Annotated in this window: 28 protein-coding genes; 14 read left to right on the top strand and 14 right to left on the bottom strand. The window is 34.6% G+C overall.

Annotation, left to right across the window (positions count from 1 at the left end; genetic code table 11):
* The first annotated feature begins 86 nt into the window (after nucleotides 1-86).
* Both BLV35_RS02865 and BLV35_RS02860 read left to right on the top strand, forming a co-directional pair.
* Nucleotides 87-1,703: an ABC transporter substrate-binding protein gene (locus tag BLV35_RS02865; RefSeq protein ID WP_091084415.1), complete on the top strand. Its 1,617-nt coding sequence runs from the start codon at nucleotides 87-89 to the stop codon at nucleotides 1,701-1,703.
* A 7-nt stretch (nucleotides 1,704-1,710) separates the two neighbouring features.
* Complete coding sequence (locus tag BLV35_RS02860; RefSeq protein WP_091084412.1) at nucleotides 1,711-2,295, top strand: hypothetical protein; 585 nt, start codon at nucleotides 1,711-1,713, stop codon at nucleotides 2,293-2,295.
* Nucleotides 2,296-2,300: 5 nt separating this feature from the next.
* Here BLV35_RS02860 and BLV35_RS02855 read toward each other — a convergent pair whose 3' ends face one another.
* The 11 genes from BLV35_RS02855 to hisS form a co-directional block, all read right to left on the bottom strand.
* Nucleotides 2,301-3,098: a Cof-type HAD-IIB family hydrolase gene (locus BLV35_RS02855; protein ID WP_091084409.1), complete on the bottom strand. Its 798-nt coding sequence runs from the start codon at nucleotides 3,096-3,098 to the stop codon at nucleotides 2,301-2,303.
* Between the two features lie 82 nt (nucleotides 3,099-3,180).
* The gene (locus BLV35_RS19395; RefSeq protein ID WP_218133001.1) at nucleotides 3,181-3,729 is read right to left on the bottom strand and encodes an IS3 family transposase; all 549 of its coding nucleotides are present in this window, start codon (nucleotides 3,727-3,729) and stop codon (nucleotides 3,181-3,183) included.
* A gap of 317 nt (nucleotides 3,730-4,046) precedes the next feature.
* Entirely contained in the window at nucleotides 4,047-4,400 is a 354-nt protein-coding gene (locus BLV35_RS19390) for a hypothetical protein (protein ID WP_218132998.1), read from the bottom strand.
* A gap of 111 nt (nucleotides 4,401-4,511) precedes the next feature.
* Nucleotides 4,512-4,730, bottom strand: a complete 219-nt coding sequence (locus BLV35_RS02845) for a putative signal transducing protein (protein WP_074721256.1) — start codon at nucleotides 4,728-4,730, stop codon at nucleotides 4,512-4,514.
* Between the two features lie 16 nt (nucleotides 4,731-4,746).
* Nucleotides 4,747-5,397: a DEAD/DEAH box helicase gene (locus tag BLV35_RS02840; RefSeq protein WP_091084407.1), complete on the bottom strand. Its 651-nt coding sequence runs from the start codon at nucleotides 5,395-5,397 to the stop codon at nucleotides 4,747-4,749.
* A 71-nt stretch (nucleotides 5,398-5,468) separates the two neighbouring features.
* Nucleotides 5,469-6,632 (bottom strand): sigma-54-dependent transcriptional regulator, encoded by a 1,164-nt coding sequence (locus BLV35_RS02835; RefSeq protein ID WP_091084404.1) that lies wholly within the window; start codon nucleotides 6,630-6,632, stop codon nucleotides 5,469-5,471.
* A 72-nt stretch (nucleotides 6,633-6,704) separates the two neighbouring features.
* The gene (locus tag BLV35_RS02830; RefSeq protein WP_091084400.1) at nucleotides 6,705-8,021 is read right to left on the bottom strand and encodes an ABC transporter permease; all 1,317 of its coding nucleotides are present in this window, start codon (nucleotides 8,019-8,021) and stop codon (nucleotides 6,705-6,707) included.
* Nucleotides 8,022-8,089: 68 nt separating this feature from the next.
* Complete coding sequence (locus tag BLV35_RS02825; protein ID WP_091084398.1) at nucleotides 8,090-9,013, bottom strand: ABC transporter ATP-binding protein; 924 nt, start codon at nucleotides 9,011-9,013, stop codon at nucleotides 8,090-8,092.
* 128 nt (nucleotides 9,014-9,141) lie between these two features.
* The gene (dnaJ, locus tag BLV35_RS02820) at nucleotides 9,142-10,266 is read right to left on the bottom strand and encodes a molecular chaperone DnaJ (RefSeq protein WP_091084395.1); all 1,125 of its coding nucleotides are present in this window, start codon (nucleotides 10,264-10,266) and stop codon (nucleotides 9,142-9,144) included.
* 57 nt (nucleotides 10,267-10,323) lie between these two features.
* Entirely contained in the window at nucleotides 10,324-10,896 is a 573-nt protein-coding gene (locus BLV35_RS02815; RefSeq protein ID WP_091084393.1) for a nucleotide exchange factor GrpE, read from the bottom strand.
* Between the two features lie 323 nt (nucleotides 10,897-11,219).
* Nucleotides 11,220-12,590 (bottom strand): histidine--tRNA ligase, encoded by a 1,371-nt coding sequence (gene hisS / locus BLV35_RS02810; RefSeq protein ID WP_091084390.1) that lies wholly within the window; start codon nucleotides 12,588-12,590, stop codon nucleotides 11,220-11,222.
* Between the two features lie 177 nt (nucleotides 12,591-12,767).
* Here hisS and BLV35_RS02805 point away from each other — a divergent pair, with 177 nt between their 5' ends.
* Nucleotides 12,768-14,012, top strand: coding sequence for an ABC transporter permease (locus tag BLV35_RS02805; protein ID WP_176980555.1), 1,245 nt, complete (start codon nucleotides 12,768-12,770; stop codon nucleotides 14,010-14,012).
* A 177-nt stretch (nucleotides 14,013-14,189) separates the two neighbouring features.
* Here BLV35_RS02805 and prmC read toward each other — a convergent pair whose 3' ends face one another.
* Nucleotides 14,190-15,044: a peptide chain release factor N(5)-glutamine methyltransferase gene (prmC, locus tag BLV35_RS02800; RefSeq protein ID WP_091084384.1), complete on the bottom strand. Its 855-nt coding sequence runs from the start codon at nucleotides 15,042-15,044 to the stop codon at nucleotides 14,190-14,192.
* Nucleotides 15,045-15,156: 112 nt separating this feature from the next.
* The gene (locus BLV35_RS02795; RefSeq protein ID WP_091084382.1) at nucleotides 15,157-15,642 is read right to left on the bottom strand and encodes a GNAT family N-acetyltransferase; all 486 of its coding nucleotides are present in this window, start codon (nucleotides 15,640-15,642) and stop codon (nucleotides 15,157-15,159) included.
* A 120-nt stretch (nucleotides 15,643-15,762) separates the two neighbouring features.
* Here BLV35_RS02795 and ribD point away from each other — a divergent pair, with 120 nt between their 5' ends.
* Genes ribD through BLV35_RS02780 form a run of 3 tightly spaced genes read left to right on the top strand, consistent with a single transcriptional unit; the run spans nucleotide 15,763 to nucleotide 18,044 of the window.
* Entirely contained in the window at nucleotides 15,763-16,806 is a 1,044-nt protein-coding gene (ribD, locus tag BLV35_RS02790) for a bifunctional diaminohydroxyphosphoribosylaminopyrimidine deaminase/5-amino-6-(5-phosphoribosylamino)uracil reductase RibD (RefSeq protein WP_091084861.1), read from the top strand.
* Nucleotides 16,799-17,401 (top strand): HAD family hydrolase, encoded by a 603-nt coding sequence (locus tag BLV35_RS02785; RefSeq protein ID WP_091084377.1) that lies wholly within the window; start codon nucleotides 16,799-16,801, stop codon nucleotides 17,399-17,401. The genes ribD and BLV35_RS02785 overlap by 8 nt, the downstream gene beginning before the upstream one ends.
* A gap of 10 nt (nucleotides 17,402-17,411) precedes the next feature.
* Entirely contained in the window at nucleotides 17,412-18,044 is a 633-nt protein-coding gene (locus BLV35_RS02780) for an IMPACT family protein (protein ID WP_091084375.1), read from the top strand.
* Between the two features lie 20 nt (nucleotides 18,045-18,064).
* Here BLV35_RS02780 and BLV35_RS02775 read toward each other — a convergent pair whose 3' ends face one another.
* Nucleotides 18,065-18,466: an acyl-CoA thioesterase gene (locus BLV35_RS02775; RefSeq protein ID WP_091084372.1), complete on the bottom strand. Its 402-nt coding sequence runs from the start codon at nucleotides 18,464-18,466 to the stop codon at nucleotides 18,065-18,067.
* Between the two features lie 195 nt (nucleotides 18,467-18,661).
* Here BLV35_RS02775 and dnaA point away from each other — a divergent pair, with 195 nt between their 5' ends.
* The 8 genes from dnaA (at nucleotide 18,662) to BLV35_RS02745 (ending at nucleotide 24,890) form a co-directional block, all read left to right on the top strand.
* Nucleotides 18,662-20,089, top strand: a complete 1,428-nt coding sequence (dnaA, locus tag BLV35_RS02770) for a chromosomal replication initiator protein DnaA (protein WP_091084370.1) — start codon at nucleotides 18,662-18,664, stop codon at nucleotides 20,087-20,089.
* 7 nt (nucleotides 20,090-20,096) lie between these two features.
* The gene (locus BLV35_RS02765) at nucleotides 20,097-20,564 is read left to right on the top strand and encodes a low molecular weight protein-tyrosine-phosphatase (protein ID WP_091084367.1); all 468 of its coding nucleotides are present in this window, start codon (nucleotides 20,097-20,099) and stop codon (nucleotides 20,562-20,564) included.
* A 104-nt stretch (nucleotides 20,565-20,668) separates the two neighbouring features.
* Nucleotides 20,669-21,391, top strand: a complete 723-nt coding sequence (locus BLV35_RS02760) for an SAM-dependent methyltransferase (RefSeq protein WP_091084365.1) — start codon at nucleotides 20,669-20,671, stop codon at nucleotides 21,389-21,391.
* 283 nt (nucleotides 21,392-21,674) lie between these two features.
* On the top strand, nucleotides 21,675-21,812 hold the full coding sequence (locus BLV35_RS19225) for a hypothetical protein (protein ID WP_176980554.1): 138 nt from the start codon (nucleotides 21,675-21,677) through the stop codon (nucleotides 21,810-21,812).
* A 15-nt stretch (nucleotides 21,813-21,827) separates the two neighbouring features.
* Entirely contained in the window at nucleotides 21,828-21,983 is a 156-nt protein-coding gene (locus tag BLV35_RS19220; RefSeq protein ID WP_176980533.1) for a hypothetical protein, read from the top strand.
* 194 nt (nucleotides 21,984-22,177) lie between these two features.
* The gene (locus tag BLV35_RS02755) at nucleotides 22,178-22,672 is read left to right on the top strand and encodes a YybH family protein (protein WP_091084362.1); all 495 of its coding nucleotides are present in this window, start codon (nucleotides 22,178-22,180) and stop codon (nucleotides 22,670-22,672) included.
* A 126-nt stretch (nucleotides 22,673-22,798) separates the two neighbouring features.
* Nucleotides 22,799-23,926: a methionine aminotransferase gene (locus BLV35_RS02750; RefSeq protein ID WP_091084358.1), complete on the top strand. Its 1,128-nt coding sequence runs from the start codon at nucleotides 22,799-22,801 to the stop codon at nucleotides 23,924-23,926.
* Nucleotides 23,927-24,008: 82 nt separating this feature from the next.
* Nucleotides 24,009-24,890 carry an SDR family oxidoreductase gene (locus BLV35_RS02745; RefSeq protein ID WP_176980553.1) on the top strand — a complete coding sequence of 294 codons (882 nt, stop codon included), beginning with the start codon at nucleotides 24,009-24,011 and terminating at the stop codon, nucleotides 24,888-24,890.
* The last annotated feature ends 119 nt before the right edge of the window (nucleotides 24,891-25,009 follow it).

Below are 25,009 nucleotides of genomic sequence, written 5' to 3'. Positions count from 1 at the left end.
GGGATAAACTACGTTTTTAGTAGTAACTTATTATATTTACATCTTTGTAAAAAGAGTTTGCAAATTTACGTACAATATTCTTTAAAATGAAATCAATAATTCACTATATATCAACGCTTTGTATTGTATTAACATTTGTTTCCTGTGGAAAAGACAGTGCAGAAAATAAAGATCATCTGGTTTTTCGTTACAATGAAAGTTCGAATATCACTTCGCTGGATCCCGCTTTCTCAAAAGTACAATCGAACATCTGGGCTTGCAACCACATTTTCAATGGTTTACTACAACTGGACGAAAAGCTAAATATCCAACCCGATATTGCCAAATCTTGGACTATTTCGCCCGATGCAAAAACCTATACTTTTACGTTGCGAAACGATATCTATTTTCAAAAACACATCTTATTTGGTAAAGACAGTACCCGAACGGTAAAAGCCTCCGATTTTGAATACAGCTTAAACCGATTACTAGACGAAAAAGTAGCTTCTCCCGGTGGTTGGGTTTTACAAAACGTAGAAAGCTTCAAAGCTCAAAATGACAGCATTTTTGAAATTAAACTAATCAAACCTTTTCCTGCTTTCTTGGGTTTGATGACCATGAAATACGCCTCAGTTGTGCCAAAAGAAGTGGTATCTCATTATGGTAGTGATTTTCGTTCACACCCAATAGGAACAGGCCCTTTCCAAATAAAACTATGGGAAGAAAACGTAAAACTGGTCTTGCGAAAAAACCCTTTATTTTATGAAAAAGACGAAAAAGGAAATTCGTTGCCTTATCTAGAAGCCGTTGCTATTACTTTTTTACCAGACAAGCAAAGTGGCTTTCTACAATTCATACAAGGTAAACTAGATTTCACTTCCGGTCTGGATCCTTCCTATAAAGATGATATTCTGACACAAACGGGCGAATTACAACCCAAATACAAAAAGGAGATTAACCTAATTACTGGGCCTTATCTTAATACTGAATACCTTGGATTCAGAATGGACGGCGACAACAAAGCAGTACTAGACTTACGCATTCGTCAAGCGATGAATTACGGTTTCGACCGCCAAAAAATGATTACTTATTTGCGAAATAACATGGGAACACCAGCGGTTAACGGAATTATTCCTGCAGGTTTACCCAGTTTTAATAATGCCAAAGGATATACCTACGATATCGAAAAAGCAAAAAAATTAGTAAATGAGTACAAGAAAGCTACCGGTGATAAAAATCCTGTAATTCAATTAAGTACAAATGCTTCTTATGTAGATATTGGAGAGTTTTTGCAACGGGAGTGGCAAAAAATAGGTTTAGATGTTCAAGTAGACATTAGCCCTCCTTCTACGTTGCGTCAAGCTATTTCTACCGGAAAGGTTTCTTTTTTTAGAGCCAGTTGGATTGCTGATTATCCTGATGCAGAGAATTATTTATCGTTGTTTTACAGCAATAATTTCTCTCCAAACGGACCAAACTACACCCATTTTAAGAATGAGGAATTCGATCGTTTATACGAGCAAGCCTTTAAGGAAACTGATGACGAAAAACGTTTTGTGCTGTATCAAAAAATGGACAAAATCATTATTGACCAAGCGCCAATAATTCCTTTATTTTATGACAAAGTAGCCCGATTCTCTAGAAAAGAAGTCACTGGTTTAGGGATTAACCCTTTAAATTTATTGAGTTTAAAAAAAGTAAAAAAGAACATCCCTAAATCGTAACAAACAAATGAAAAAAGCTATTGTATTCTTTCTTCTTATTCAAGTACTAACCACGAATGCTCAAAATAGTATTGAATGGGACGGTATTTACCAACTACAATTATCAGATTTTCAATCAGAAGCTACACAAATAGGAAGTGAGGTTAGTGTTACAAGCATTAACACCGCTTCAAGCCTTGATTTTGCATTTATGATGAACAATGTAGAGTTTATGTTTACCAAAAATTTCAACTCTAAAGTAAACTGCTCTTTTCAAAGGGACGCAGCATACCTAGTCGCTCCAGATACAAATACGGCTAACAAACTACTGGATTTTGCTCGCTATGAATTCGACTTATCTGAACTTTATGCTCGTAAACTGCGCAAAGAAATCTACGAGCAGAAAGGAACTTTTTCTGATGTTAGCTTTTTAAAAGTTATATACGACCATATACAAAAACAGTACACCGAAGAGCATGCCACGGCTGCAAAAAGCACTAATCTGGGGCTTGAAACAGCAAAACTTGCTGTGCTCCATACGGAAGTGACAAAACAAATTCAGAACTATCCTGATTTTTGTAAAAGTTGCAAGCCACCTAAGAAAAAGAAATAAATTCCTTAATTCAAAATAAATCTGCGCACTACCTCAGCAACACCATGATCATTATTTGAAGCGACAATAACATTAGCTCTGTCTCTTAATTCAGGGGTTACATTATCTACCCAAACACCCAGACCAGCATACTCTATCATTGTCAAATCATTCCCGGCGTTACCCACAGCGATGATTTCGTTTTGATGAATATCCAGTTTCTCTGCCAATATTTTTATACTTGCAGCTTTGTCTATACCATTTTGTGCTACTTCTAGGAAAAAAGGCTTTGACATGCTTACGCTCAAATGAGGCATGGCTAGTTTCAAGTCCTTCTCTACTTCTTTCAGATAACTTGGCTCTTCCAATAAAATGCATTTCACAGCCGATGAATTAACAGCAGCCTTGAAATCCAATACTTTATTGTGCAATAAACCCGTAATATTTAGCTCAATATCTATATACTCTGAATTCGTCTCACTCACAACTTTACCATCAAGATACGTAATGATATGAGTTTTGCTTTTTATGCTATACTCATACAGCTCGTGTATTTGTTCTTGGGACAAGGTTTGTTCAAAAATTACTTTGTCTTCCTTTAAATCTGTAATTACAGCTCCATTATAAGAAATCATATAGGAATTGTCCATTTTCAATTCTTTGGCATAAGCGGTCATTGCAGGCGTTGGTCTCCCCGATGCCAAAATAACATACACTCCTTTTTCCTGTGCTTTAAAAAGCATTTCTTTATTTTCTTCCGAAATTTTATGGTCGTCTGTCAACAAGGTGTCATCCATGTCTATCACCAGCATCTTATATTTCATCTGTTTTTTTTATAATTGTGATACAAATCATGTCTAGTCCTAAAAAAACGATACAGGATTAATAAAAATAAATATACAATTATTAAACAGTAGTAAGCGAAAGTTTACTGCTGTTTTTCGTTTTATAAGTTCTCATTTTAATTTGATTTTGCATGTGCATTTGATTAGGTGTTAGCATAAAATTAGAATAATGTGGTCTTTTATTGTTGTAGATTTCAACAACTTCTTTTATTATTTGTTTCATTATAGGCAAGCTCTGGTTGTATTTATCAATATTAAATTCTTGCTTTAAAATTCCATTTATTCTTTCTGCCACAGCATTTTCATAAGGATCTGAATTTTGTGTCATACTACATTTTATTTTACTTTTATTGAGTAGTTTTTGATATTCATTAGCGCAATATTGTAAACCTCTATCTGAATGATGTATTAATGATAAATCCCTGTCTTTCCTGTGCTTTACTGCGTTTTCCAAAGCGACCAAAGTGCTTTGCGTATTCATATTATCAGCCACATTAAAGCCCATTATTTTCTTAGAGTACGCATCGGTTACTAGACTTAAATAATACGGATTCTCTCTTTTTCCAATATAGGTGATGTCCGATACCCAGACTTGTTCCGGCCGCTGGATTTATAACTCTAGAATCTGGTTTTGATGTTTCCTGAATCGATGATGCGAGTTCGTTGTTATATGATAGGAACGTTTAGGTATAATTAATAAATGATTAGCTCTAAGTATATTAATAAATTTATCCCTACCTGTTTTTAGTTGTTTTAATTCATTATTTAAAAGAAAATATAACTTTTTTACTCCTATTCTAGGCATAGTTTGTCTGATTTCTAAAACCATAGAAACCACTGTTATAGCATTAGATTGTCTAGTTATTCTTCTTTTTATTTTTCGATAATAAACCTGTCTATCTACCCCAAACAAAGTACAGGCAAACATTACTGTTTGTTTTTGTTGTTCTTTAAAATGATCGCTTTCTTGTCAGCTACAAAAGCTTGTCGCTCAAGAAGCGCTTTCTGTTTCTCTAATAATTTAACTTGAGCCTCAAGTTCCATTATCTTCTGTTCGGGTGATTTGGGCATATTGAAAGGAATTTGATTTTCCCAATCAAAGTTACCAAATTTTCTAAGCCAATTAACAACAGTTTTTCTACATTGAATCTCATATTTCTTTGTAGCTTCAGTAGTTGTGAGTTGTCCTTGCTCAATTTCTTGAACAATTTGTAGTTTAAAAGACATTGAATAGTCTTTTTGGGTTCGCTTCACATAGCGAGTTGTTTCTAGGTTTTCCATTAAGATACTTTTTTGTGTACCGCTATTTCAGGACGGGACATCATTAAAAAAGAAAACCCTGATATCATAATTGACAGCCAGGGTTTAATTTTATAAATCATCTATTCTTTATTAAATACTTAATCTAAATTCTTCTATAACCGGATTTGCTTTTGCAAAATCAGTTTCTTGTATGAAAACCTCAACAGCCGAACCCGAACTTCCAAAACCTGCTAATCTAGCAGATTGAATATTATCTTTCATCACTGTATCAACACCTGCTGCTTCAATTTTTTCTTTCAAAGCTAGTGCCAATATTTCACTTCCTGAAAACACTTTCATTAATCCCATGGTATTTTATTTTATGTTATTTTGTATCCTCTTCTTCCTCATCCTCTTCTTCACCTTCTTCAATTTCGAAAAGATAAGGCTCTACCATCATTTTATCAGCAAGACTTTCTATTCGTTCTGAAAGTCTGTCTGCGAAGATAATGCGTTGTGTTTTACTGATACTGTTTGACATACGCATCAATTTAGTTTCATGGCGTAATTTCAATATCGGATCTGCGTCATCAATAATAAACATTTTCAATCTGTTTACATTAAAACCTGCAGTCGTAAACATTTCGTTCAGCTTAATTGGCGTTCCTATCAAAACATCAACTCCACCTGAAATATAATTTTTATCATATTCCATATCACCTCTGTCGTGCACTCCGTAAACTACCAAATCAGTATATCTTTCGAATTTTTCGAAGATAGCTTCCATTTCTAACACCTTAGCTTTGTCTTCTACAATAATCAAAGCTCGAGGCGATTGCTCTCCCTCGCAAACTAACTGTTGAATCACATTGATCACAATAGTAGTTGATTTTCCACTTCCCTTTGGAGCGATAATAATACAGTCGGCACCACTTTTCAAAGTAGAAAAAGTTTCTTTTTGTAACTTGTTTGCTTCGGTTAAACCGTTATCAACTAATCCTTCTCGTAACTTTTCGTTTATTTTCTTTAATTTCATTTGGTATTATTGAAAGAGTAAAAACAGTAAAATTGAATTCCAATCTCTGTCTTTTAATCATTAATTTATTTTTATTTACTGGCAAACAGCTTCACATCATTCTCAGAAATTTCAATTCCTCCAAGGATAATCAAACGTTCCACTACATTACGTAATTCACGAATATTTCCGGTCCAATCGTATTCTTGCAATAGTTTGACAGCATCACCAGAGAATTTTTTCACTGCATTTCCCTGCTCAGAAGCAATTTTATCTGAAAAATGAGAAATCAGCATCGGAATATCTTCGCGTCTTTCATTCAATGAAGGTACTTTGATCAGGATTACGGCCAGTCTATGGTATAAATCCTCACGGAAACGACCTTCGGCAATTTCGACTTTCAAATCTTTATTGGTAGCCGCCATAACGCGAACGTCCACTTTAATATCTTTATCTGCTCCTACTCTTGTAATTACGCTTTCTTGTAATGCACGTAATACTTTGGCTTGAGCCGAAAGACTCATATCGCCAATTTCATCCAAGAAAATGGTTCCTTTATCAGCAGCTTCAAATTTACCAGCGCGATCTTTTACCGCTGACGTAAAAGCTCCTTTTACGTGTCCAAACAATTCACTTTCTATCAATTCAGAAGGAATCGCAGCACAATTCACTTCGATTAAAGGAAAGTTTGCGCGTTCACTTTTCTCATGCAATTGATGCGCCACTAATTCCTTTCCGGTTCCGTTTGGCCCCGTTATAAGCACTCGCGCATCTGTTTGAGCTACTTTATCAATCATCACTTTTATGTGACCAATTGCTTCACTATCCCCAATCATTTCGTAATTCTTGCTGACTTTTTTTCTTAAAATCTTATTTTCAACTACAAGTTGTTTTTTATCTAAGGCGTTTCTTACCGTATTCAACAATCGGTTTAAATCTGGTGGTTTTGAGATATAATCAAAGGCACCCAGTCGCATCGTATTAATAGCCGTTTCCATATCACCATGACCGGAGATCATAACAATGGGAATTTCTGGTTTTATTTTTTTAACTGCTTCAAGCAATTCAACACCATCCATTTTAGGCATCTTTATATCGCACAAAACAAGATCGTAATCGTTATTTTTTATTTTCTCATAACCGGCAACACCATCTTCTGCATCTTCAACCTGATAGGTATCGTTCTCTTCAGAGAGTATTTTTGTAAGTACTCTTCGAATCGCTGCTTCGTCTTCTATGATTAATATTTTACTCATATCTATTTTAATTATTAGTATTTAGCTTTTTGAAGTTTCGTCTAAACGAAGTAATGAAAAACCAAATAAACTTTAATACTTAAGCCATTTGTATAATTCTTTCCATGTAGGTTTCTTTCCATACATCAAAATTCCAACACGATATATTTTTGCTGCAAACCAAACTACTGAAAAGAAGGTTGCAAATAACAGGGTTACGGAAATAGCAATTTGCCACAAAGGTACGCCAAACGGAATTCGCATTAACATAACAATAGGTGATGTGAGCGGAATCATAGAAAAAACAACTGCTAAAGTCCCGTGCGGATCATTCATTACACTAAAAAACCCTACATAAACACTCAGCATTAGAGGCATAATGATAGGTAGAAGAAATTGTTGTGAATCAGTTTGATTATCAACAGCGGCTCCAATTGCAGCGTAAAAAGAACTGTATAGAAAGTATCCTCCAATGAAATAAACGACAAAACCAATCAATATACTCGCAATTGGCAAGTTCCACAACTCCTTGATATACATTTGTGCAGTACCAGACAATTCATGCTGTGCCTGACCCATCAATTCAGGTGAAACCCTTGCTGTTGGACCAACATTTACCCCAAAAAATACCGAAGCGGCAAACATCAGCGAAAGTCCTATTACAGCCCATATAAAAAACTGAAGGATTCCTGCCAGTGAGGTTCCGATAATCTTACCAATCATCAACTGAAATGGCTTTACCGATGAGATAATTATCTCGATAATACGATTTGTTTTTTCTTCTATCACACTTCGCATCACCATATTACCATAAATGATAATAAACATCATAATCAGGTATCCAAATCCACCTCCAATGGCAATTTTTATTTCATTAAGCCCTTTTACACTTTGCTCACCTGAAGCCTTTGCCAAGCTTATGTTAACCTTTGACTGGGCATTTCTAATCGCCAAAGTATCCAAATTAGCTTTTACTAGATTGGTTTTAGTGATTTTATTGGCAACGATATTCTGAACCTTTTCTATACACGATATACTCGGACTACTGTTAGATATAAATTGAATTTTATTTTCTAAGTCGGTAGCATTAGTGGTATTCGGGATCAGCAACAAACCCTCATAATTTTCATTAGTGATACTATCTTTTAAGAATTTCGAATCAATTAAAGATAAATCAAGGTATTTATATTCACTTTTCGGATTGTTTTGCGCTATAAACTCTTTGACAAACAAACCTGATTCATCATGAATCGCAATTCGTTTTGTTTCTGCTTTCATCGAACTTAAATACCCCACAAATGCGGCAATACCCACAAATAGCAGCGGACTTAAAAAGGTCATAACTATAAAAGATTTATTACGCACTTTGGCAATAAACTCTCTTTTTATGATTAATGAAATAATACTCATTTAGATTTTTTATTTATGATTAACGTTTTTTGATTTCAGAAATCTAAAATCATAACATTAAAAATTATTTACTTTTCGCTTACTGTTTGAATAAAGATATCGTTGACACTTGGAATTTTTTCGACAAAATGAGTGACTTGTCCTCTTTGTGTCAAGACCTGCAGCAGTTCATTTGGCATAGCATTACCCAATTGGATTTCCAGTTTCAATTCTTTGCCCAGAGATTTAAAATTCGCAGGAGATACCGTAAACTTTTGAGTAATATCATACATCAGACCTTCTACATTATCAGATACAATACCTACCTCAAAACTATTGGTTTTAAATTGGCGTTTAACATCGTCTAACTTTCCTTCAATCAGCTTATTTGATTTATGGATTAGAGCAATATGATCACACAATTCTTCGACACTTTCCATACGGTGTGTAGAAAATATAATCGTAGCTCCCTCATCTCGCAACGCCAGAATTTCATCTTTAATTACATTTGCATTCACTGGATCAAAACCAGAAAAAGGTTCATCAAAAATCAACAATTTAGGTTTGTGCAAGACACAAACGACAAATTGAATTTTTTGAGCCATCCCTTTAGAAAGTTCTTGAATTTTTTTATTCCACCACCCTTGAATTCCTAATCTATCAAACCAATATTCCAATTGTTTTTTGGCTTCTGCTTTTGACAGCCCTTTCATTTGAGCCAAATACAAACATTGCTCGCCCACTTTCATACTCGTATATAACCCTCTTTCTTCTGGAAGATAGCCTATGTATTGTACGTGTTTGGGCTGCAGTTTTTCACCGTCAAGGATGATCTCACCGCTATCAGGCAACGTAATTTGATTTATGATTCGGATTAAAGATGTTTTTCCGGCACCATTTGGACCTAAAAGTCCATAAATACTGCCTTTAGGAACTGTTAATGAAACTTCGTTAAGCGCCACATAATCACCATATTGCTTTACGACTTTATTGACTTCAAGTAGAGTACTCATGCTGAAATTTGAATTTGTGTAAAAGTAAATAATTAGTATCGAAATAGATATAATTGTTACATAAAAAAACCCACCCTTATTTTCACAAGGATGGGAAACTTATATTTAATTTTTAACCTTTATAAAAATTAAGAAAACATATCTTTTACTTTCTCGAAAAATGATTTGTCGGATTTTTCAGGATTTGGAACGAAATGTTCATCACTCATATTATTTTCGAAAAATAACTTTTGCTCTTTACTTATCGTTTTAGGAGTCCATACATTTACATGTACTAATAAATCACCACTTGCGTAGCCATTTATATTGGGAATACCTTTTCCTTTAAGTCTAAGAATCTTACCAGATTGAATTCCTTCTTCTAATTTGATTCTTACTTTTCCGTTTATAGCTTCGATGTCTTTTGAAACTCCGAGAACCGCTTCAGGAAAACTGATGTATAAATCATAATGCAAGTTCTCTCCTTCGCGCTTCAAGAATTCATGCTCTAGTTCTTCAATAGCCACAATCAAATCTCCTGGAACACTGTTTCCTGGCGCATCGTTTCCTTTGTTAGAAACTTTTAACTGCATTCCATCAACAACTCCCGCAGGGATTTTTATAGAAACCGTTTCATCTTCAACAATCATCCCTTGAGAATCAGCTTCTGAAGGTTTTTTATCTAGAATCTGACCTGACCCGCCACAGGTAGGACAGGTAGATGCTGATTGCATTCTTCCTAGAATCGTATTAGTAACACGCATTACTTGTCCTTGCCCATTACAGGTAGAACAAGTTCTATAAGACACACCTGGCGCCTGAACTTTACGTTTTACTTTTACTTTTTTCTCAACACCATTGGCAATTTCCTCTAATGTCAATTTCACTTTGATTCGTAGGTTGCTTCCTTTAGTTCTGCGTTGACCTCCGCCTCCGCCACCAAATCCGCCACCACCACCAAAGGCACTACCGAAAATGTCGCCAAATTGGCTGAAGATATCATCCATATTCATTCCAGCATGACCTCCGCCTCCGCCAAAACCTCCAGAACCATCAAAAGCGCGATGACCTAATTGATCGTATTGTGCTCTTTTATTTGGATCGCTTAATATTTCATAAGCTTCAGCAGCTACTTTGAATTTTTCTTCTGCCGATTTGTCTCCAGGGTTTTTGTCAGGATGATGCTCTAACGCTTTTTTTCTGTAAGCTTTCTTTATCGCTGCTGCATCAGCACCTTTTGAAATACCTAATACCTCGTAAAAATCTTTTTTCATCTTTATTTTTTCTTATGAAAATAGGGACGCAATCACTTGTGTCCATAATTGTACATATTATTGTCCTATAACAACTTTAGGAAATCGAATAATTTTATCACCTAATTTGTATCCTTTTTCAAGTACGTCTACAATTTTTCCTTTCATATTTGGAGCAGGAATTTGAGTAATTGCTTCAGCAAAATCAGCATCAAATGCATCACCAGCTTTAACTTCTACCTGTTCTAATCCTTTTGAAACTAGCGTACTTTTCAATTTTTCATGAATAAGCTCTACCCCTTTCAAAAGTAATTGGTCATCCGATTTAAGTATTTCGACCATCGCTCTGTCAAAATCATCTAAAACAGGCAACATAGCTAAAAGAACTTCTTGATTTGCTGTCTTATACAATTCAATACGTTCTTTTGAAGTTCGTCTTTTATAATTTTCAAATTCTGCAAATAATCGTAAATATTTATCTTTTTCTTTCGCTAAGTCTTGCGTCAATTGCTCTTCAACACTTAACTCATCAGCAACAATTTGCTCTTCACTCGCATTGTTATCTAATGTTACATCATCCATCTCTTTATCGATTTCTGTATTTTCAGTAGTCATATTACCTGTATTTTTAAAAATATTCTTAAACTTCATTTTTTTCACTTTTCTTTGAATTGCAAAAGTACTGCCAATTCTAACTAAATGTCAAATTGTCATTCTTTTTTTTAATAGCAATTATTTACGATAGACGGAATTATAGTCTATCTTTTTTATAATTATTTAAATTTTAATAAAATTTTAAGACTATTACGGTTTTGTTTCTATAAGTTTGTTATCGGTTCTAATCTAGATTAAATTTTTAATCTGTTAAAAAACAAATTTAAGGTTGGTTTCTAAATATTATTAATTCAAGAATACCTTATATTAAAAAAAGCTTTGTTTACTAACAAAGCTTTTTTTTATGCGTAAAATTTAATTTACAATACCGCGTTTTTCAAACCTTCAAAATCAAGAGAAACCTGCTCTCCAGTTACTAAGTTTTTAAGTGAATACAAATTTGATGCAATCTCTTGCTCTCCTATTATTACCGCAAAAGGAATGTTTCTTTTATCAGCATGCTGAAACTGTTTTGCCATTTTTGCATTATCCGGATACAGTTCTACTTTTATCCCTGCGGCTCTTAATTTTCGTATCGCCTGTAATGCATAAAAAGCTTCGGCATCACCGTAATTAATAAACAACGCCTTTGATGTTGCAGTAACGGTTTCAGGGAAAAGATTCAACTCTTCCACAACTAAATAGATGCGGTCCAATCCAAAAGAAATCCCAACTCCACTCATATTTTTCAATCCGAAAATTCCAGTCAAATCATCATAACGACCTCCACCTCCAATGGAACCCATAGCAACTTCTTTAGGAGGCGCTACTTCAAATATTGCTCCAGTGTAATAATTCAATCCACGTGCAAGCGTAACATCAAGATCTAGTATTGCCGATGCCAATCCTAATTTCATTACATTTTCACAAATGAAACGCAATTCTTCCACTCCTTTCATCCCTTCTTCTGAAGAAGCTAAAAGAAGCGCTAGTTTTTCGATTTTCTCAGCAATTGTTCCAGTGAAATTAAAAAGTGGTTGCACTTTTTCTATGGCAGCTGCTCCAATTCCTTTTTCAATCATTTCCTTTTTTACACCATCCTCGCCTATCTTGTCTAGTTTATCAAGCGCAACAGTAAAGTCAATCAATTTGTCAGAAGCACCAATCACTTCAGCAATTCCTGATAATATTTTTCTATTGTTAATTTTAACGGTCACTCCTTTCAATCCTAATTCCGTAAAAACAGTGTCGTAAAGCTGTACTAATTCTACTTCTTGCCATAAAGACTTTGACCCAACTACGTCAGCATCACATTGAAAAAACTCTCTAAAACGTCCTTTCTGAGGTCTATCCGCACGCCAAACTGGTTGGATTTGGTATCTTTTAAACGGGAATTCAATATCATTCTGATGTTGCACTACATAACGAGCAAAGGGAACAGTCAAATCATAACGCAAGGCTTTCTCAGAAATACTCGCTGTCAACTTTGTACTATCCTTATTTTCCAAATGTGCCGCATTGGCTTTCGCCAAAAAATCCCCAGAATTTAGAATCTTGAAAATCAAACGATCTCCTTCTTCACCATATTTCCCCATTAAGGTTTCTGAATTCTCAAATGATGGTGTTTCTATCGGTTGAAAACCAAATTTCTCGAAATTATTCTTAATGATTTGGATAATATATTGACGTTTTGCCACCTCAGCAGGTGAAAAATCTCTTGTTCCTTTGGGGATGCTCGGTTTTGATGCCATTATTTTTAATTTAGGTTTTACTATTTAGGATTCGGGATTCTATCAATTGGCAAAAAATTTCCAATTCGTAAACTCCCAATTCGTAAATTCAGGTTGCAAATATCTTATTTTTAAAATAAATAATACTCCTTCCAAAACAAACTTGTAACAAAAACTGTATTTTCGTGTCAAACTACCATGATGTTAAATTTATTCAAAGAAAACGTACGAATTGCTTTTGGTTCTATTAGGACCCAAATATTGCGTACCTCGCTCACCGTATTAATTATCGCTATAGGAATTACAGCTTTAGTAGGTATTCTGACTGTGGTTTCTGCCTTGGAGAATACTATCTCTTCTGATTTTGCATCCATGGGAGCTAATACTTTTAACGTCAAGCAATACGAAAACAATACCCAAAGACGAGGCGGTGACGAACGCGAAATTATAAACCCTATAATCTCGTACCCCGAAGCAGTCGATTTTAAAAACAAATACGATTATCCCTTTACAGAAACTTCCCTATCCTTTACAGCAACTTCTACTGCAGAGGTAAAATACGAAGCGACAAAAACAGATCCTGAAATTGCGGTTGTAGGTGTTGACGAATATTTTATGACCAACTCGGGTTTAGAAACAAGCTTAGGACGAAATTTTACAGGTTTTGATATTGATAACAATAACTACGTTTGTATCGTAGGTTCCGATTTTGGTAAAGGATTACTTAAAGACACAAACCCTATTGGAAAAACAATTTCGATACGTGGCGCAAGGTTTAAAGTAATTGGCATATTAAAAGAAAAAGGTTCCACTTTTGGGAACAAACAAGATTTAAGAGTTTTAATCCCAATACAAGTCGCTCGATCCTTATTTACAGCACCAAACATTAATTACACAATGAGCATCATGGTTTCCAATAAAGAATTATTGGATCAAGCAATTGACCACGCCATCATTACGATGCGTAATGTTAGAAAGTTAAGCCCCGTGAGAGACAATAATTTTGGGGTTGTACGTAGTGACGATCTTATTAATAGAATCCTTGGTATCACAAAATACCTTGGTTTAGCTTCCTGGTTGATAGGAATTATTACCGTTTTAGGATCTTCTATTGCCTTAATGAATATCATGATTGTTTCGGTAACCGAAAGAACGCGAGAAATAGGAGTAAGAAAAGCATTGGGAGCCAAAAGATCTACCGTTGCCATTCAGTTTTTTATTGAGACCTTACTTATTGGTCAACTAGGCGGAATAGTGGGAATAATTTTAGGAATCTTAATCGGTTTCGGAATCGCGACTGCTTTAAGTTTTGCGTTTGTCATTCCTTGGGGCGCCATTATGGCTGCTTTTTTAACCAGTTTCATGGTTGCTATTGTATCTGGATTATATCCTGCGATCAGAGCGGCATATCTGGATCCAATTGAAGCTTTACGATACGAGTAATGTTTGAGTTTTCTGATATGAAGTATTGAAAAGGAAACTAATCGATTGCTTCTATAAGTCGGTAATTGTGATCCCGACAAAGGAAATATCATTTAAAAAGGCTCAGCAAGTGGAGATTCCTCCTTCGTCGGAATGACAAGATAAGTTTTTTGTTGACTCCAAAAAAATTGCTGGATATTAAATCGTTCCTCGAATCATTCTGTCATTGCCATAAATATCTTTTCGTAATTCAATGTTTTTGAAATTCGTTTTCTCCAGCAAAGCGACCATATCTTTCCCTAAATATTGATTAATCTCGAAGAATAATTGTCCGTTTTCTAAAAGGTTTTTCTGTGCCAATGCTGCGATTTTTTTATAAAAAATCAGTGCATCATCATCCTCTACAAAAAGAGCTAAATGAGGTTCGTTATTCAAAACATTTTTCTTTATTTCCTGTTTCTCTAAATTCCGTACATAGGGAGGATTAGAAACAATGATATCAAACTGCTGATTTAAATCGGCTGTTTCTAGAATGTTCTGAGTTATAAATGCTACATCGACTTGGTTTATTACTGCATTTTTTTTGGCCGTAGCCAAAGCCTTTTCAGAAACATCAATTGCGTACACCTTAGCATTCGGTATGTTTTTAGCCAATGAAATAGCAATGCACCCGCTTCCCGTTCCAATATCAAGAATCTTTAAATCTTTAAATCGTTCAGTGTTTGAATTCCCCTTAATAATCCATTCCACCAATTCTTCTGTCTCAGGTCTCGGAATCAATACATCGTCATTTACCTCAAAATCCAAACCATAAAAACTAGTTTTTCCCAGCAAGTACTGAATTGGAATTTCCAATTTCAATGGCTCTAGGATTGAATTCCAAAGAACCATTTCCTCTTCTGAAAAAACCAATTCAGGATCCAGAGCTAAATCAATTCTTTTTAACTGACGCTTTTCCTCTAGAATCAGGTAAAAAAAACTCTCTGCTTCGCCTTCATCATATATTGGAAGTAGTTCTTGAATAAATTGGCTTCTGTATTCTTTAATTTTCATGATGTTTGTATTTCAACTTTCTGAAATTATTTTTTAAACTACTCCTTCTTATTCCTCTTTCAATATTTAAAAAAATAAGAACTAGGAATTTCGAATGTTCAATTTTGAAATTTTATAATTTCTTCAACATCCAAACTGGACAAGAGACATGTCCCGTACTTCCCATAGGAGCGTCGATGTATTCGAAACCTACTTTTTTGTATAATTTTTGAGCATCATGCATAAAAGGCATCGTTTCTAGATAACAATTTTCGAAACCAAATTCTTTCGCGCTTTGCAGACAAACAGCCATTACCTGACTTCCTATCCCCTGACCACGTGTTTCAGGCAGAAAATACATTTTCTGTAATTCACAAATCGTCTCAGCTTCATTTTCAAGAGGAGCAACTCCTGCCGAGCCTACTATTTTTCCATTATTTTCGACAACATAATAAACCGATTTGGGCTTATTGTATTCCTCAAACATTAAATCTAAATACGGATCAGCATATGCCGTTCCTACTTTTGGGATATTCAATTCGTCAAAAACCATTCGTATTAACTGAGCAACGGCTTCATTATCCTTTTTTTCGATCTTTCTAATAACCAAATTTTCCATTTTGTATAACTGCTTGTTTATAAAAACACAAAAATAGAAATTGTTTATTGTTATTTTCAGAAGTTTTAAAACTAATCTCAAAGATTATACGCTAACCTCAAAAATAACTACTTTTGCATGGTGAAGATACATGAAAAATACATCGAGCGATGCATCCAATTAGCCAAAAATGGCTTAGGAACCACCTATCCTAATCCGATGGTGGGCAGTGTTATTGTTTATGAAGATAGAATTATAGGGGAAGGCTGGCATAAAAAAGCGGGTGAACCTCATGCCGAAGTAAATGCCATCAATTCCGTAAAAGACAAATCACTATTAAAAAAATCCACCATTTATGTAAGCTTAGAACCTTGCAGTCATTTTGGAAAAACACCTCCTTGTTCTGATTTAATCATCAGAAATGAAATTCCAGAGGTAGTTATTGGAACGGTTGACCCAAATGAAAAAGTGGCTGGAAACGGAATAAAAAAATTAATCGAAGCCGGAACAAAGGTAACTGTTGGTATTCTTGAGAACGAATGCCACGAGTTGAACAAGCGATTTTTTACTTTTCATCAAAAGAAAAGACCTTATATTATTTTAAAATGGGCAGAAAGCCAAGACGGTTTCATTTCTCCAAAAGTAAAATCAGAACAAAAACCAGTTTGGATCACAAATAGCTATTCGAGACAATTAGTTCATAAATGGAGAAGTGAGGAACAGGCTATTCTTGTGGGAACACAAACAGTCATTGATGACAATCCAAAATTAGATGTGAGAGATTGGATGGGAAACAATCCTGTCCGAATCGTTTTGGATCAAAAAAATCGCATAGCAGAAAACAGCCATGTATTTGACAATCAAATAAAAACAATTGTTTTTTCAAAAGCAGCAACTAATATCAACAAAGAAAACCTTATCTTTGATATCGTTGATTTTGAAAAAAATATAGCAAGCCAAGTGGCAGATGCGATATACAAACCTCAAATTCAATCGGTGATCATAGAAGGAGGCCGACAAACATTACAAACTTTCATTGATGCTAATCTCTGGGATGAAGCACGAGTTTTTAAAGGCAACATCCTCTTTAAAGAAGGCACGAAGGCTCCGATACTAAGCGGATCTTATTTGGAAAAACACTTAATCTGTCAAGATGAACTCATAATATCCAGAAACCATGATTAATGCAATTATTTTTGATTTTGGGGATGTCTTTATCAATTTAGACAAACAAGCCACCGTTGATGGACTAAAAAATCTAGGACTTACGCAGTGGAATGAGGATTTAGACCTGTTAAATATTCAATTTGAAACTGGTAAAATATCCCAAGAAAAATTTATTGGCGGTATTCAAAAACACATTCCTAACGCTAGTACAGAGGAGATTTTAAAGGCATGGAGTGCCATTTTACTAGATTTCCCTTTGTATCGATTGGAATTTCTACAAATGCTTTCTAAAAAATACCGCTTGTTTTTACTTAGCAATACTGATGCTATCCACATCGAAACATTCGAACAAAATAATGGCGCCTCTTTTTACGGTGATTTTTACAAGTGCTTTGAAAAAGTATATTTCTCCTTTGAAATAGCCATGAGAAAGCCAAATCTTGAAATTTACAACTACGTTTTAAACAAACATGATTTGCAAGCAAAGCGCACCTTATTCATCGATGATAAAAAAGAAAACACAGACGCAGCATTATCACTGGGATTTCAAGTTTGGAATCTACAGGTAGGCAAAGAAGATGTGGTAGACTTATTCAATAAAAACATAATTTAGAAAATCCCATTTGGAAATAAAAGACACCTACAATACCATCGAATTTGAGTCGGAAGAAATACTACATAAAGAAAAAAACAGTAAGTTTTTTGGCTCTGCCTTTCCTATTCAATCAGAAGACGAAGTAAAAACCATCATTGATGGTTTAAGAAAAAAACATCCAAATGCAGGTCATTTCTGTTATGCCTACCAAATAGGTACCGACACCCTTTCTTATCGAGCCAATGATGACGGAGAACCGAGCAATAGCGCTGGCATGCCTATTTATGGCCAAATTCAGTCCTTTTCTCTTACAAACACACTCGTAGTAGTCGCCCGGATTTTTGGAGGCGTTAAACTAGGCGTGGGCGGATTAATATCCGCTTACAAAGCAACCGCTCAACTAACGCTTGAAAGTTGTGAAATTATCGAAAAAACGATCGATATCCATTATCAGGTTTCATTTGATTATAAAAACATGAATAAAGTCATGCGAGTAATTAAAGAAAAAAAGCTAGAAATCGTAACTCAAGAAATGGAGATAAACGAAGAAACAGGATTGCCGATTGGGAAAATAGAGGTGAAAACGCGAAAAAAAAATGCCGAAATGATTTTCGACATTTTTAATTCACTGTTTGAAATAGATATTAAAATTAAAGAATAATTATTTTTTATCCTTAATTTTTACATATTCAAAAGCTTCTCAGTAACATACTCTGGAGGAGCGGTCGGACGAGCCGTTTTCATATTAACAAAAACCAATATTGAGTTGGCAATTGTTAACAACTCCCCTTGTTCGTTGTAAATTTCATAATCAAACTCAATCTTCACGGAAGTCTGACTTTTAAAAATAGTTTTTACCCTCAAAAGGTCATCGTATCGGGCTGGTTTTTTATAATTTATATTCAAGGAAACTACCGGAAGCATAATACCGTTATCTTCCATCCATTTATAAGAAATCCCAATGTTTCTAAGCCATTCCACACGTCCCATCTCAAAATACTGAGCATAATTCCCATGATAAACAACCCCCATCTGATCCGTTTCAGCATACCTTACCCTTACGTTAAATTCGTGTTCCTTCATACTATAATTTATTTATTTTGTATTAAAATTTTACCATCTAAATACTACTTACAACAATAATATTACATAATCAACCCCTAAATATTTTTTTTTACAGAAATTTGTTCACATATTTGTTACCCCGAAAAATAGTGCTTTTTTAAGCATTATTTAATAAGACAACGATTACTAAATAAAATAATTTACCTAGAATTTATGAACAAAACTGCTCAATCAGTATGGGAAAACTGTTTGTCTTTTATAAAAGACAACATTCAGGATCAAGCATTCAAAACTTGGTTTGAACCAATTAAATCAGTTGAACTTACCGATAACGCATTATATATTCAAGTACCAAGTAAATTTTTCTACGAATGGTTAGAAGAGCACTATGTAAAATTATTAAAAGTAGCCTTAACTAAAGAACTTGGTAAAAACGCAAAGTTACTTTATAAAATCAAGATGGAAAACACATATGGCAACAAACAACCGTTTACGGAACAATTGCCAAGTGCAAACCGCGCACCTATGAAACCTCAAAATATTGATGCTCCTTTTAAAAATCTCGACCCGGAATTAAAAAATCCTTTTGTAATACCTGGAATCAGAAATTTAAAAATTGAATCACAACTGAATGCAAACTATAGTTTTGATAACTTTCTTGAAGGAGACTCAAACAGATTAGCACGTTCAGCAGGTATGGCTGTTGCCAATAAACCAGGAGGAACTTCATTCAACCCATTATTAATTTTTGGTGGTGTAGGATTAGGTAAAACACACTTAGCACACGCGATAGGTGTAGAAATTAAAGATAAATATCCAGAAAAAACAGTTTTATACATTTCAGCTGAAATTTTCACCCAACAATATATTGATTCGGTAAAGAAAAATAACCGAAATGATTTTATACACTTCTATCAGCTTATTGATGTTTTAATTATTGACGATGTGCAATTCCTTTCCGGTAAATCTGGAACACAGGATGTATTTTTCCACATCTTCAATTACTTACATCAAAATGGAAAACAAGTGATTCTTACTTCTGATAAGGCACCAGTTGACATGCAAGATATCGAGCAACGCTTATTATCTCGTTTCAAATGGGGATTGTCTGCAGAATTGCATCAGCCAGATTACGAGACAAGAATTTCTATCTTGAAAAATATCTTGTATCGTGATGGTGTTGAAATTCCAGAAGAAATCATAGAATACGTAGCCCGGAATATCAAATCGAATGTTAGAGAACTTGAAGGAGCTATAATCTCTCTAATTGCTCAATCTTCTTTCAACAAAAAAGAAGTAACGATCGAATTAGCAAAAAGCGTCGTTGAAAAATTCGTAAAGAATGTAAAACGTGAAATTTCGATTGATTATATTCAGAAAACAGTTTCTGATTATTTCCAATTGGATTTAGAAACTTTACAGTCGAAAACTAGAAAAAGACACGTAGTACAAGCAAGACAATTAGCCATGTTTTTTGCGAAGAAATTCACAAAAGCATCTTTAGCGAATATTGGATCTCAAATTGGGGATCGCGATCACGCTACTGTATTACACGCTTGTAAAACAGTTGACAATCTTGTAGCTACCGACAAACAATTCAAGAAATTTGTTGAAGATATCCATAAAAAATTAACGCTATAAACGCATCATGTCTGTAAAAATTTTAATGGTGTGTTTGGGAAATATCTGTCGATCACCACTGGCCGAAGGTATTTTAGCCTCAAAACTTCCCAAAAATAAATTCACTGTAGATTCTGCAGGAACAGGATCTTGGCATATAGGTCATGCTCCAGATACACGTTCGATAGCGGCGGCAAAAAATCACAACCTTGACATTTCTAATCAAAGAGGACGCCAATTCAAAACTGCCGATTTTGACACTTATGATTATATCTATGTAATGGACAATTCTAATTATACGGATGTAATTAGTCTTACAGAAAACCCAGCCCACAAAGACAAAGTACAAATCATCTTAAATGAATTGTATCCAAACGAAAACGTAGACGTTCCAGATCCTTATTTCGGAATGACAAACGGATTTGAGATTGTCTATGCTATGCTAGATGAAGTTTGTGATATCATCGCCGACAAATTAATAGCTAAGCACGCTTAAATTAGCATTCTTTGGATTTTTAAACTTGTTGAAAGGTTTGATTATCTATTTAATCCTCTATTTTTGTCAAATAACTTTGATTAAAGAACATAAACGTACCCATAATGAAACCAGCTACTCTTTTAGGAAAACTATATTTAATCCCTACAACAATGGGAGATTGTGACCCGATGGATGTTTTACCGCAGACTGTAAAAAGAACTATAGATTTCATTGATTACTATATTGTTGAGAATGAAAAAACAGCTCGTAAATCAATCAAAGAAGTACATCCCGAAAAAAAACAATCAGAGTTAATTCTTTTTGTTTTGAACAAACGTACCGAAGTGAAAGAGCACCAAGACTTCATCCAACCTTTATTAGAAGGTAAAAATGTTGGTCTAATGAGTGAAGCGGGATGTCCTGGCGTAGCAGATCCTGGCGCTGTAATTGTTAAACTGGCACACGAAAAAGGCATTCAAGTGGTTCCGTTAGTAGGACCTTCTTCTATCCTTTTAGCTATGATGGCCTCAGGAATGAATGGTCAAAGCTTTACATTTCATGGTTATTTACCTATTGACAAAGATGAAAAAAGAGCTAGTTTTAAAACTCTAGAAAGAACCTCTTTCGAAAAAAATCAGTCGCAAATTTTCATTGAAACACCGTACCGTAATAATAACTTGTTAGAAGATTTATTACAGACTTTGCATCCAGAAACCCATTTATGTGTCGCCACAGACATCACATTACCAACCGAATACATAAAAACTAAGAGAATTTCGGCTTGGAAAAAAGAGACAATCGACTTGCACAAACGTCCGACCATCTTTATTATCCATAAAATGTAATTTTTTAACTACAAAAACAATAATTTTTATATATTAGCATCTCTAAACCTTTAAACTATTTAAAATGAAAGTAACTAGTAGAGATGTACGTGTATTTGTTTTAGGCATGCTAGCTTTTTTAGTATTCGAATCAATCTATAATTGGGAAGATTCAAAACAAGCATTTTTGTCCGGATACAATTACTCAAAGTGATAATTAACAGTGTCATTTTTATATTACTAAAAGATTAAACCATCTCTTCCAAAAACTATATCCTTTTCACAATTCTTAAAACTATTTAAAATGAAAGTAACCAAAAGAGATGTTCGTGTATTCCTATTAGGCACACTTGCTTTTTTTATATTTGAATCAATCTATAACTGGAAAGAAAACAAAAGTGATTTTTTAAAAGGCTGGAATGATGCCTCTAACAATAGGTAGCTAAAACCAATAAAAATGAAAGAAGCTAAAAAATTATTTACAGGAGTATTACTAACTATGGTTGCTCTATTTATTATAGAAAGCATATACAACTGGAAAGAATCTAAAGCGGCATTTATGAAAGCCTATGACGAGGGAAGAAATACTGCTTCTACTATCGTGATAAAATAAAACTCACTTCTATAAACTACAAAGCAATAACATTCTCTTCCAGAGACATAAAGACTAGGACAATTTTACTTTCAGATTCATACTAAACTAAAAATATTCGTTCTAAATGCTGATAATCAATATTTTATCATTAATTTTATTACCCCTTAATCTTTAACTTAATCAATTATGTTAAATTTTAAAAAAATATAATTATGAAAAACAGTATTTTTAAGGGAGGATTATTGGTAGTTATCATTTCTTTTATGACAGCTTGTAATCAAAAGAAAGAAGTTCCCGCAGTCATGGTTGACAAAGAGGCAATCAAAACTGAAATTCAAGCAATGGAAAATGCTTTTGCCGAATCCTACAATAACGGGACTACAGATGCAATAAATTATTATGCCGAAGATGCCGTTAGTTTTTCAAACGGTAAAATGCCCTTAGAAGGAAAAAAAGCGATTCATGAATCAATGAAAACCGAATTACTTACTTTCCCAAAAGGTGCAAAAATTGCCTTCGAAACTCAAGAAATCCATCCTTCAAATGACGGGAATATGCTAGTCGAAATTGGCGGATATAAGGTAACAGACTCGACAGGTACAAAAGTAAACAGTGGACATTTTATTAGTCTTTTTGAAAAAAAGGACGGAAAATACATTTGCATCAGAGATATGGGGAATTCAGATATGCCCATGACGAAAAAATAAAAACAATAAAGAAAGACACTCCGCAAGAAGTGTCTTTCTTTATTTTATCTAGTACTTCTGAATCTTAAAGAAACAGCATATTAACTCAAATCATTTGCTTACTTTTAGAGTACTAAAAAGATAAGTATGTCAAAACTTCCAAATATTGGTACGAGTATTTTTACTGTAATGTCCAAAATGGCTGCAGAACATGGAGCCATTAATCTTTCGCAGGGATTCCCTAACTTTCCTGTTGATGAACAGTTGACAAATATTGTTGCTCGATTAGCAAAAGAGAATGTGCATCAATACCTTCCTATGGCAGGCTACCCACCTCTATTATCTAACATAGCCCTTCTAGTCAAAAACTCCTACCGAAGAATTATTCTACCAGAAATAGAGATATTAGTAACTGCAGGCGCTACACAAGCAATTTTTACCACTATTCAGGCTTTAATACAGACTGACGACGAAGTAATTATACTTGATCCAAGTTATGACTGCTATGAAGCTCCTGTATTATTGTGCAATGCAACAGCAGTACGTGTTTCGCTAAACGATGATTATACTCCTAATTGGACTACTATAAGGAAAGCCTGTTCCGCGAATACTAAAATGATTATCATCAATAATCCGCATAATCCAACTGGAAAGATTCTGACGCAATCTGATTTTGAAGCATTAGAATCCTTACTGCAACAATTCCCGGACATTATTGTACTCTCTGATGAAGTCTATGAATACATCACTTTTGAAGAAAAACATATTTCGGCGCATACTCGTATCAATCTCCTGAACCGTTGCGTCATGGTTTCGTCGTTTGGGAAATCATTTCATGTCACAGGTTGGAAAGTAGGCTATCTTGTCGCCCCAGAACATTTAATGAAAGAAATTAAAAAAGTACATCAGTTTTTAGTTTTTAGTGTCAACAGTATTTGCCAAGTAGCAATAAGCGAGTACCTAGATATGGTTTCGGTTGACGGAATTGGAAGTTTATATCAAACGAAAAGGGATTACTTCAGAGAACTATTGAAAACAAGTAGGTTTAAACTCCTCCCTTGTGAAGGCACCTATTTTCAAGTAGCTTCCTACGCCGCTATTTCTAATGAAAATGATGTGGATTTTTGTAAACGATTAATCACGGAATATGGTGTGGCTGCGATTCCTATTTCGAGTTTCTACGAAAATGGAAAAGACCTTCATTTAATACGTTTTTGTTTTGCAAAAGACAATGCTACTCTAGAAGAAGCGGCAAAAAGGTTATGCAAAATCTAAGCCTATGAAATTTTGATTTTAATATGCGTGCATACTATTTAAATTTTTCTATATTTACAATACCAAAAAAATAAAACCAATTATGAGTTATACCGATAAAATGTTGCGCGACGATGCGCTAAAAGGAAAAGTAATAGTTGTTACTGGTGGCGGTAGCGGTTTAGGAAAAGCGATGACAAAGTATTTCCTAGAACTCGGCGCACAAGTAGCTATTACTTCAAGAGACATAGACAAGCTAAAAAATACTGCTTCAGAACTAGAGGCAGCAACCGGAGGAACTTGTTTGCCGCTACAATGTGACGTACGTCATTATGAAGAAGTTGAAAATATGCTACAAAGCGTATTGAAAGCTTTTGGAAAAGTGGATGTTTTGCTAAATAATGCAGCAGGAAATTTTATATCCCCAACAGAAAGATTATCTGCGAACGCGTTTGATACCGTTATTGATATCGTTTTAAAAGGAACTAAAAACTGTACACTCGCTTTTGGAAAACATTGGATTGACAGCAAACAAACATCTTCAACGGTGTTAAATATTGTAACTACTTACGCTTGGACAGGTTCAGCTTATGTTGTACCTAGCGCTACTGCAAAAGCAGGAGTTCTTGCGATGACGCGAAGTCTTGCTGTAGAATGGGCAAAATACGGAATCCGCACGAACGCAATTGCTCCCGGACCTTTCCCTACCAAAGGAGCTTGGGACAGATTGATGCCTGGCGATCTTGCTGAAAAGTTTGACATGGCAAAAAAAGTGCCGTTACAACGTGTAGGAGACCACCAAGAATTAGCCAATTTAGCCGCTTACATGGTTTCTGATTTCTCTGCTTATATAAATGGTGAAGTCGTAGTTATCGACGGTGGTGAATGGCTGAAAGGTGCTGGTCAATTTAATATGTTGGAAGCTATTCCAGAAGAACTTTGGGACCAACTAGAAATGATGATAAAAGCAAAGAAGAATAAATAAGTAAGATCTGAATTCTTTTTAAAAAGAGAGAGCCATTTGTTTGGTTCTCTCTTTTTGCATTTAATACTCCTTCCCTTTTCTAAATAATAGCTCATTCTCGTAAATTTCGTCCAATTACC

This window comes from Flavobacterium gillisiae, assembly GCF_900107635.1.
GTDB classification, from domain to species: Bacteria; Bacteroidota; Bacteroidia; order Flavobacteriales; family Flavobacteriaceae; genus Flavobacterium; species Flavobacterium gillisiae.
This window is presented reverse-complemented; position numbering and strand designations above follow the sequence as displayed.

Bases quoted from the DNA above. Each gene is read 5' to 3' on its own strand.
- BLV35_RS02805 (WP_176980555.1), top strand. From the start codon at position 12,768: ATGATGTTAAATTTATTCAAAGAAAACGTACGAATTGCTTTTGGTTCT.
- BLV35_RS19390 (WP_218132998.1), bottom strand. From the start codon at position 4,400: ATGGAAAACCTAGAAACAACTCGCTATGTGAAGCGAACCCAAAAAGAC.
- BLV35_RS02745 (WP_176980553.1), top strand. From the start codon at position 24,009: ATGAGTTATACCGATAAAATGTTGCGCGACGATGCGCTAAAAGGAAAA.
- BLV35_RS02845 (WP_074721256.1), bottom strand. From the start codon at position 4,730: ATGGGATTAATGAAAGTGTTTTCAGGAAGTGAAATATTGGCACTAGCT.
- BLV35_RS02795 (WP_091084382.1), bottom strand. From the start codon at position 15,642: ATGGAAAATTTGGTTATTAGAAAGATCGAAAAAAAGGATAATGAAGCC.
- BLV35_RS02755 (WP_091084362.1), top strand. From the start codon at position 22,178: ATGAAAAACAGTATTTTTAAGGGAGGATTATTGGTAGTTATCATTTCT.
- BLV35_RS02840 (WP_091084407.1), bottom strand. From the start codon at position 5,397: ATGAAATTAAAGAAAATAAACGAAAAGTTACGAGAAGGATTAGTTGAT.
- BLV35_RS02830 (WP_091084400.1), bottom strand. From the start codon at position 8,021: ATGAGTATTATTTCATTAATCATAAAAAGAGAGTTTATTGCCAAAGTG.
- dnaJ (WP_091084395.1), bottom strand. From the start codon at position 10,266: ATGAAAAAAGATTTTTACGAGGTATTAGGTATTTCAAAAGGTGCTGAT.
- BLV35_RS02815 (WP_091084393.1), bottom strand. From the start codon at position 10,896: ATGAAGTTTAAGAATATTTTTAAAAATACAGGTAATATGACTACTGAA.
- BLV35_RS19225 (WP_176980554.1), top strand. From the start codon at position 21,675: ATGAAAGTAACCAAAAGAGATGTTCGTGTATTCCTATTAGGCACACTT.
- BLV35_RS02775 (WP_091084372.1), bottom strand. From the start codon at position 18,466: ATGAAGGAACACGAATTTAACGTAAGGGTAAGGTATGCTGAAACGGAT.
- BLV35_RS02860 (WP_091084412.1), top strand. From the start codon at position 1,711: ATGAAAAAAGCTATTGTATTCTTTCTTCTTATTCAAGTACTAACCACG.
- BLV35_RS02785 (WP_091084377.1), top strand. From the start codon at position 16,799: ATGATTAATGCAATTATTTTTGATTTTGGGGATGTCTTTATCAATTTA.
- BLV35_RS02750 (WP_091084358.1), top strand. From the start codon at position 22,799: ATGTCAAAACTTCCAAATATTGGTACGAGTATTTTTACTGTAATGTCC.
- BLV35_RS02865 (WP_091084415.1), top strand. From the start codon at position 87: ATGAAATCAATAATTCACTATATATCAACGCTTTGTATTGTATTAACA.
- BLV35_RS02835 (WP_091084404.1), bottom strand. From the start codon at position 6,632: ATGAGTAAAATATTAATCATAGAAGACGAAGCAGCGATTCGAAGAGTA.
- hisS (WP_091084390.1), bottom strand. From the start codon at position 12,590: ATGGCATCAAAACCGAGCATCCCCAAAGGAACAAGAGATTTTTCACCT.
- BLV35_RS02855 (WP_091084409.1), bottom strand. From the start codon at position 3,098: ATGAAATATAAGATGCTGGTGATAGACATGGATGACACCTTGTTGACA.
- BLV35_RS19220 (WP_176980533.1), top strand. From the start codon at position 21,828: ATGAAAGAAGCTAAAAAATTATTTACAGGAGTATTACTAACTATGGTT.
- BLV35_RS02765 (WP_091084367.1), top strand. From the start codon at position 20,097: ATGTCTGTAAAAATTTTAATGGTGTGTTTGGGAAATATCTGTCGATCA.
- BLV35_RS02760 (WP_091084365.1), top strand. From the start codon at position 20,669: ATGAAACCAGCTACTCTTTTAGGAAAACTATATTTAATCCCTACAACA.
- BLV35_RS02825 (WP_091084398.1), bottom strand. From the start codon at position 9,013: ATGAGTACTCTACTTGAAGTCAATAAAGTCGTAAAGCAATATGGTGAT.
- prmC (WP_091084384.1), bottom strand. From the start codon at position 15,044: ATGAAAATTAAAGAATACAGAAGCCAATTTATTCAAGAACTACTTCCA.
- dnaA (WP_091084370.1), top strand. From the start codon at position 18,662: ATGAACAAAACTGCTCAATCAGTATGGGAAAACTGTTTGTCTTTTATA.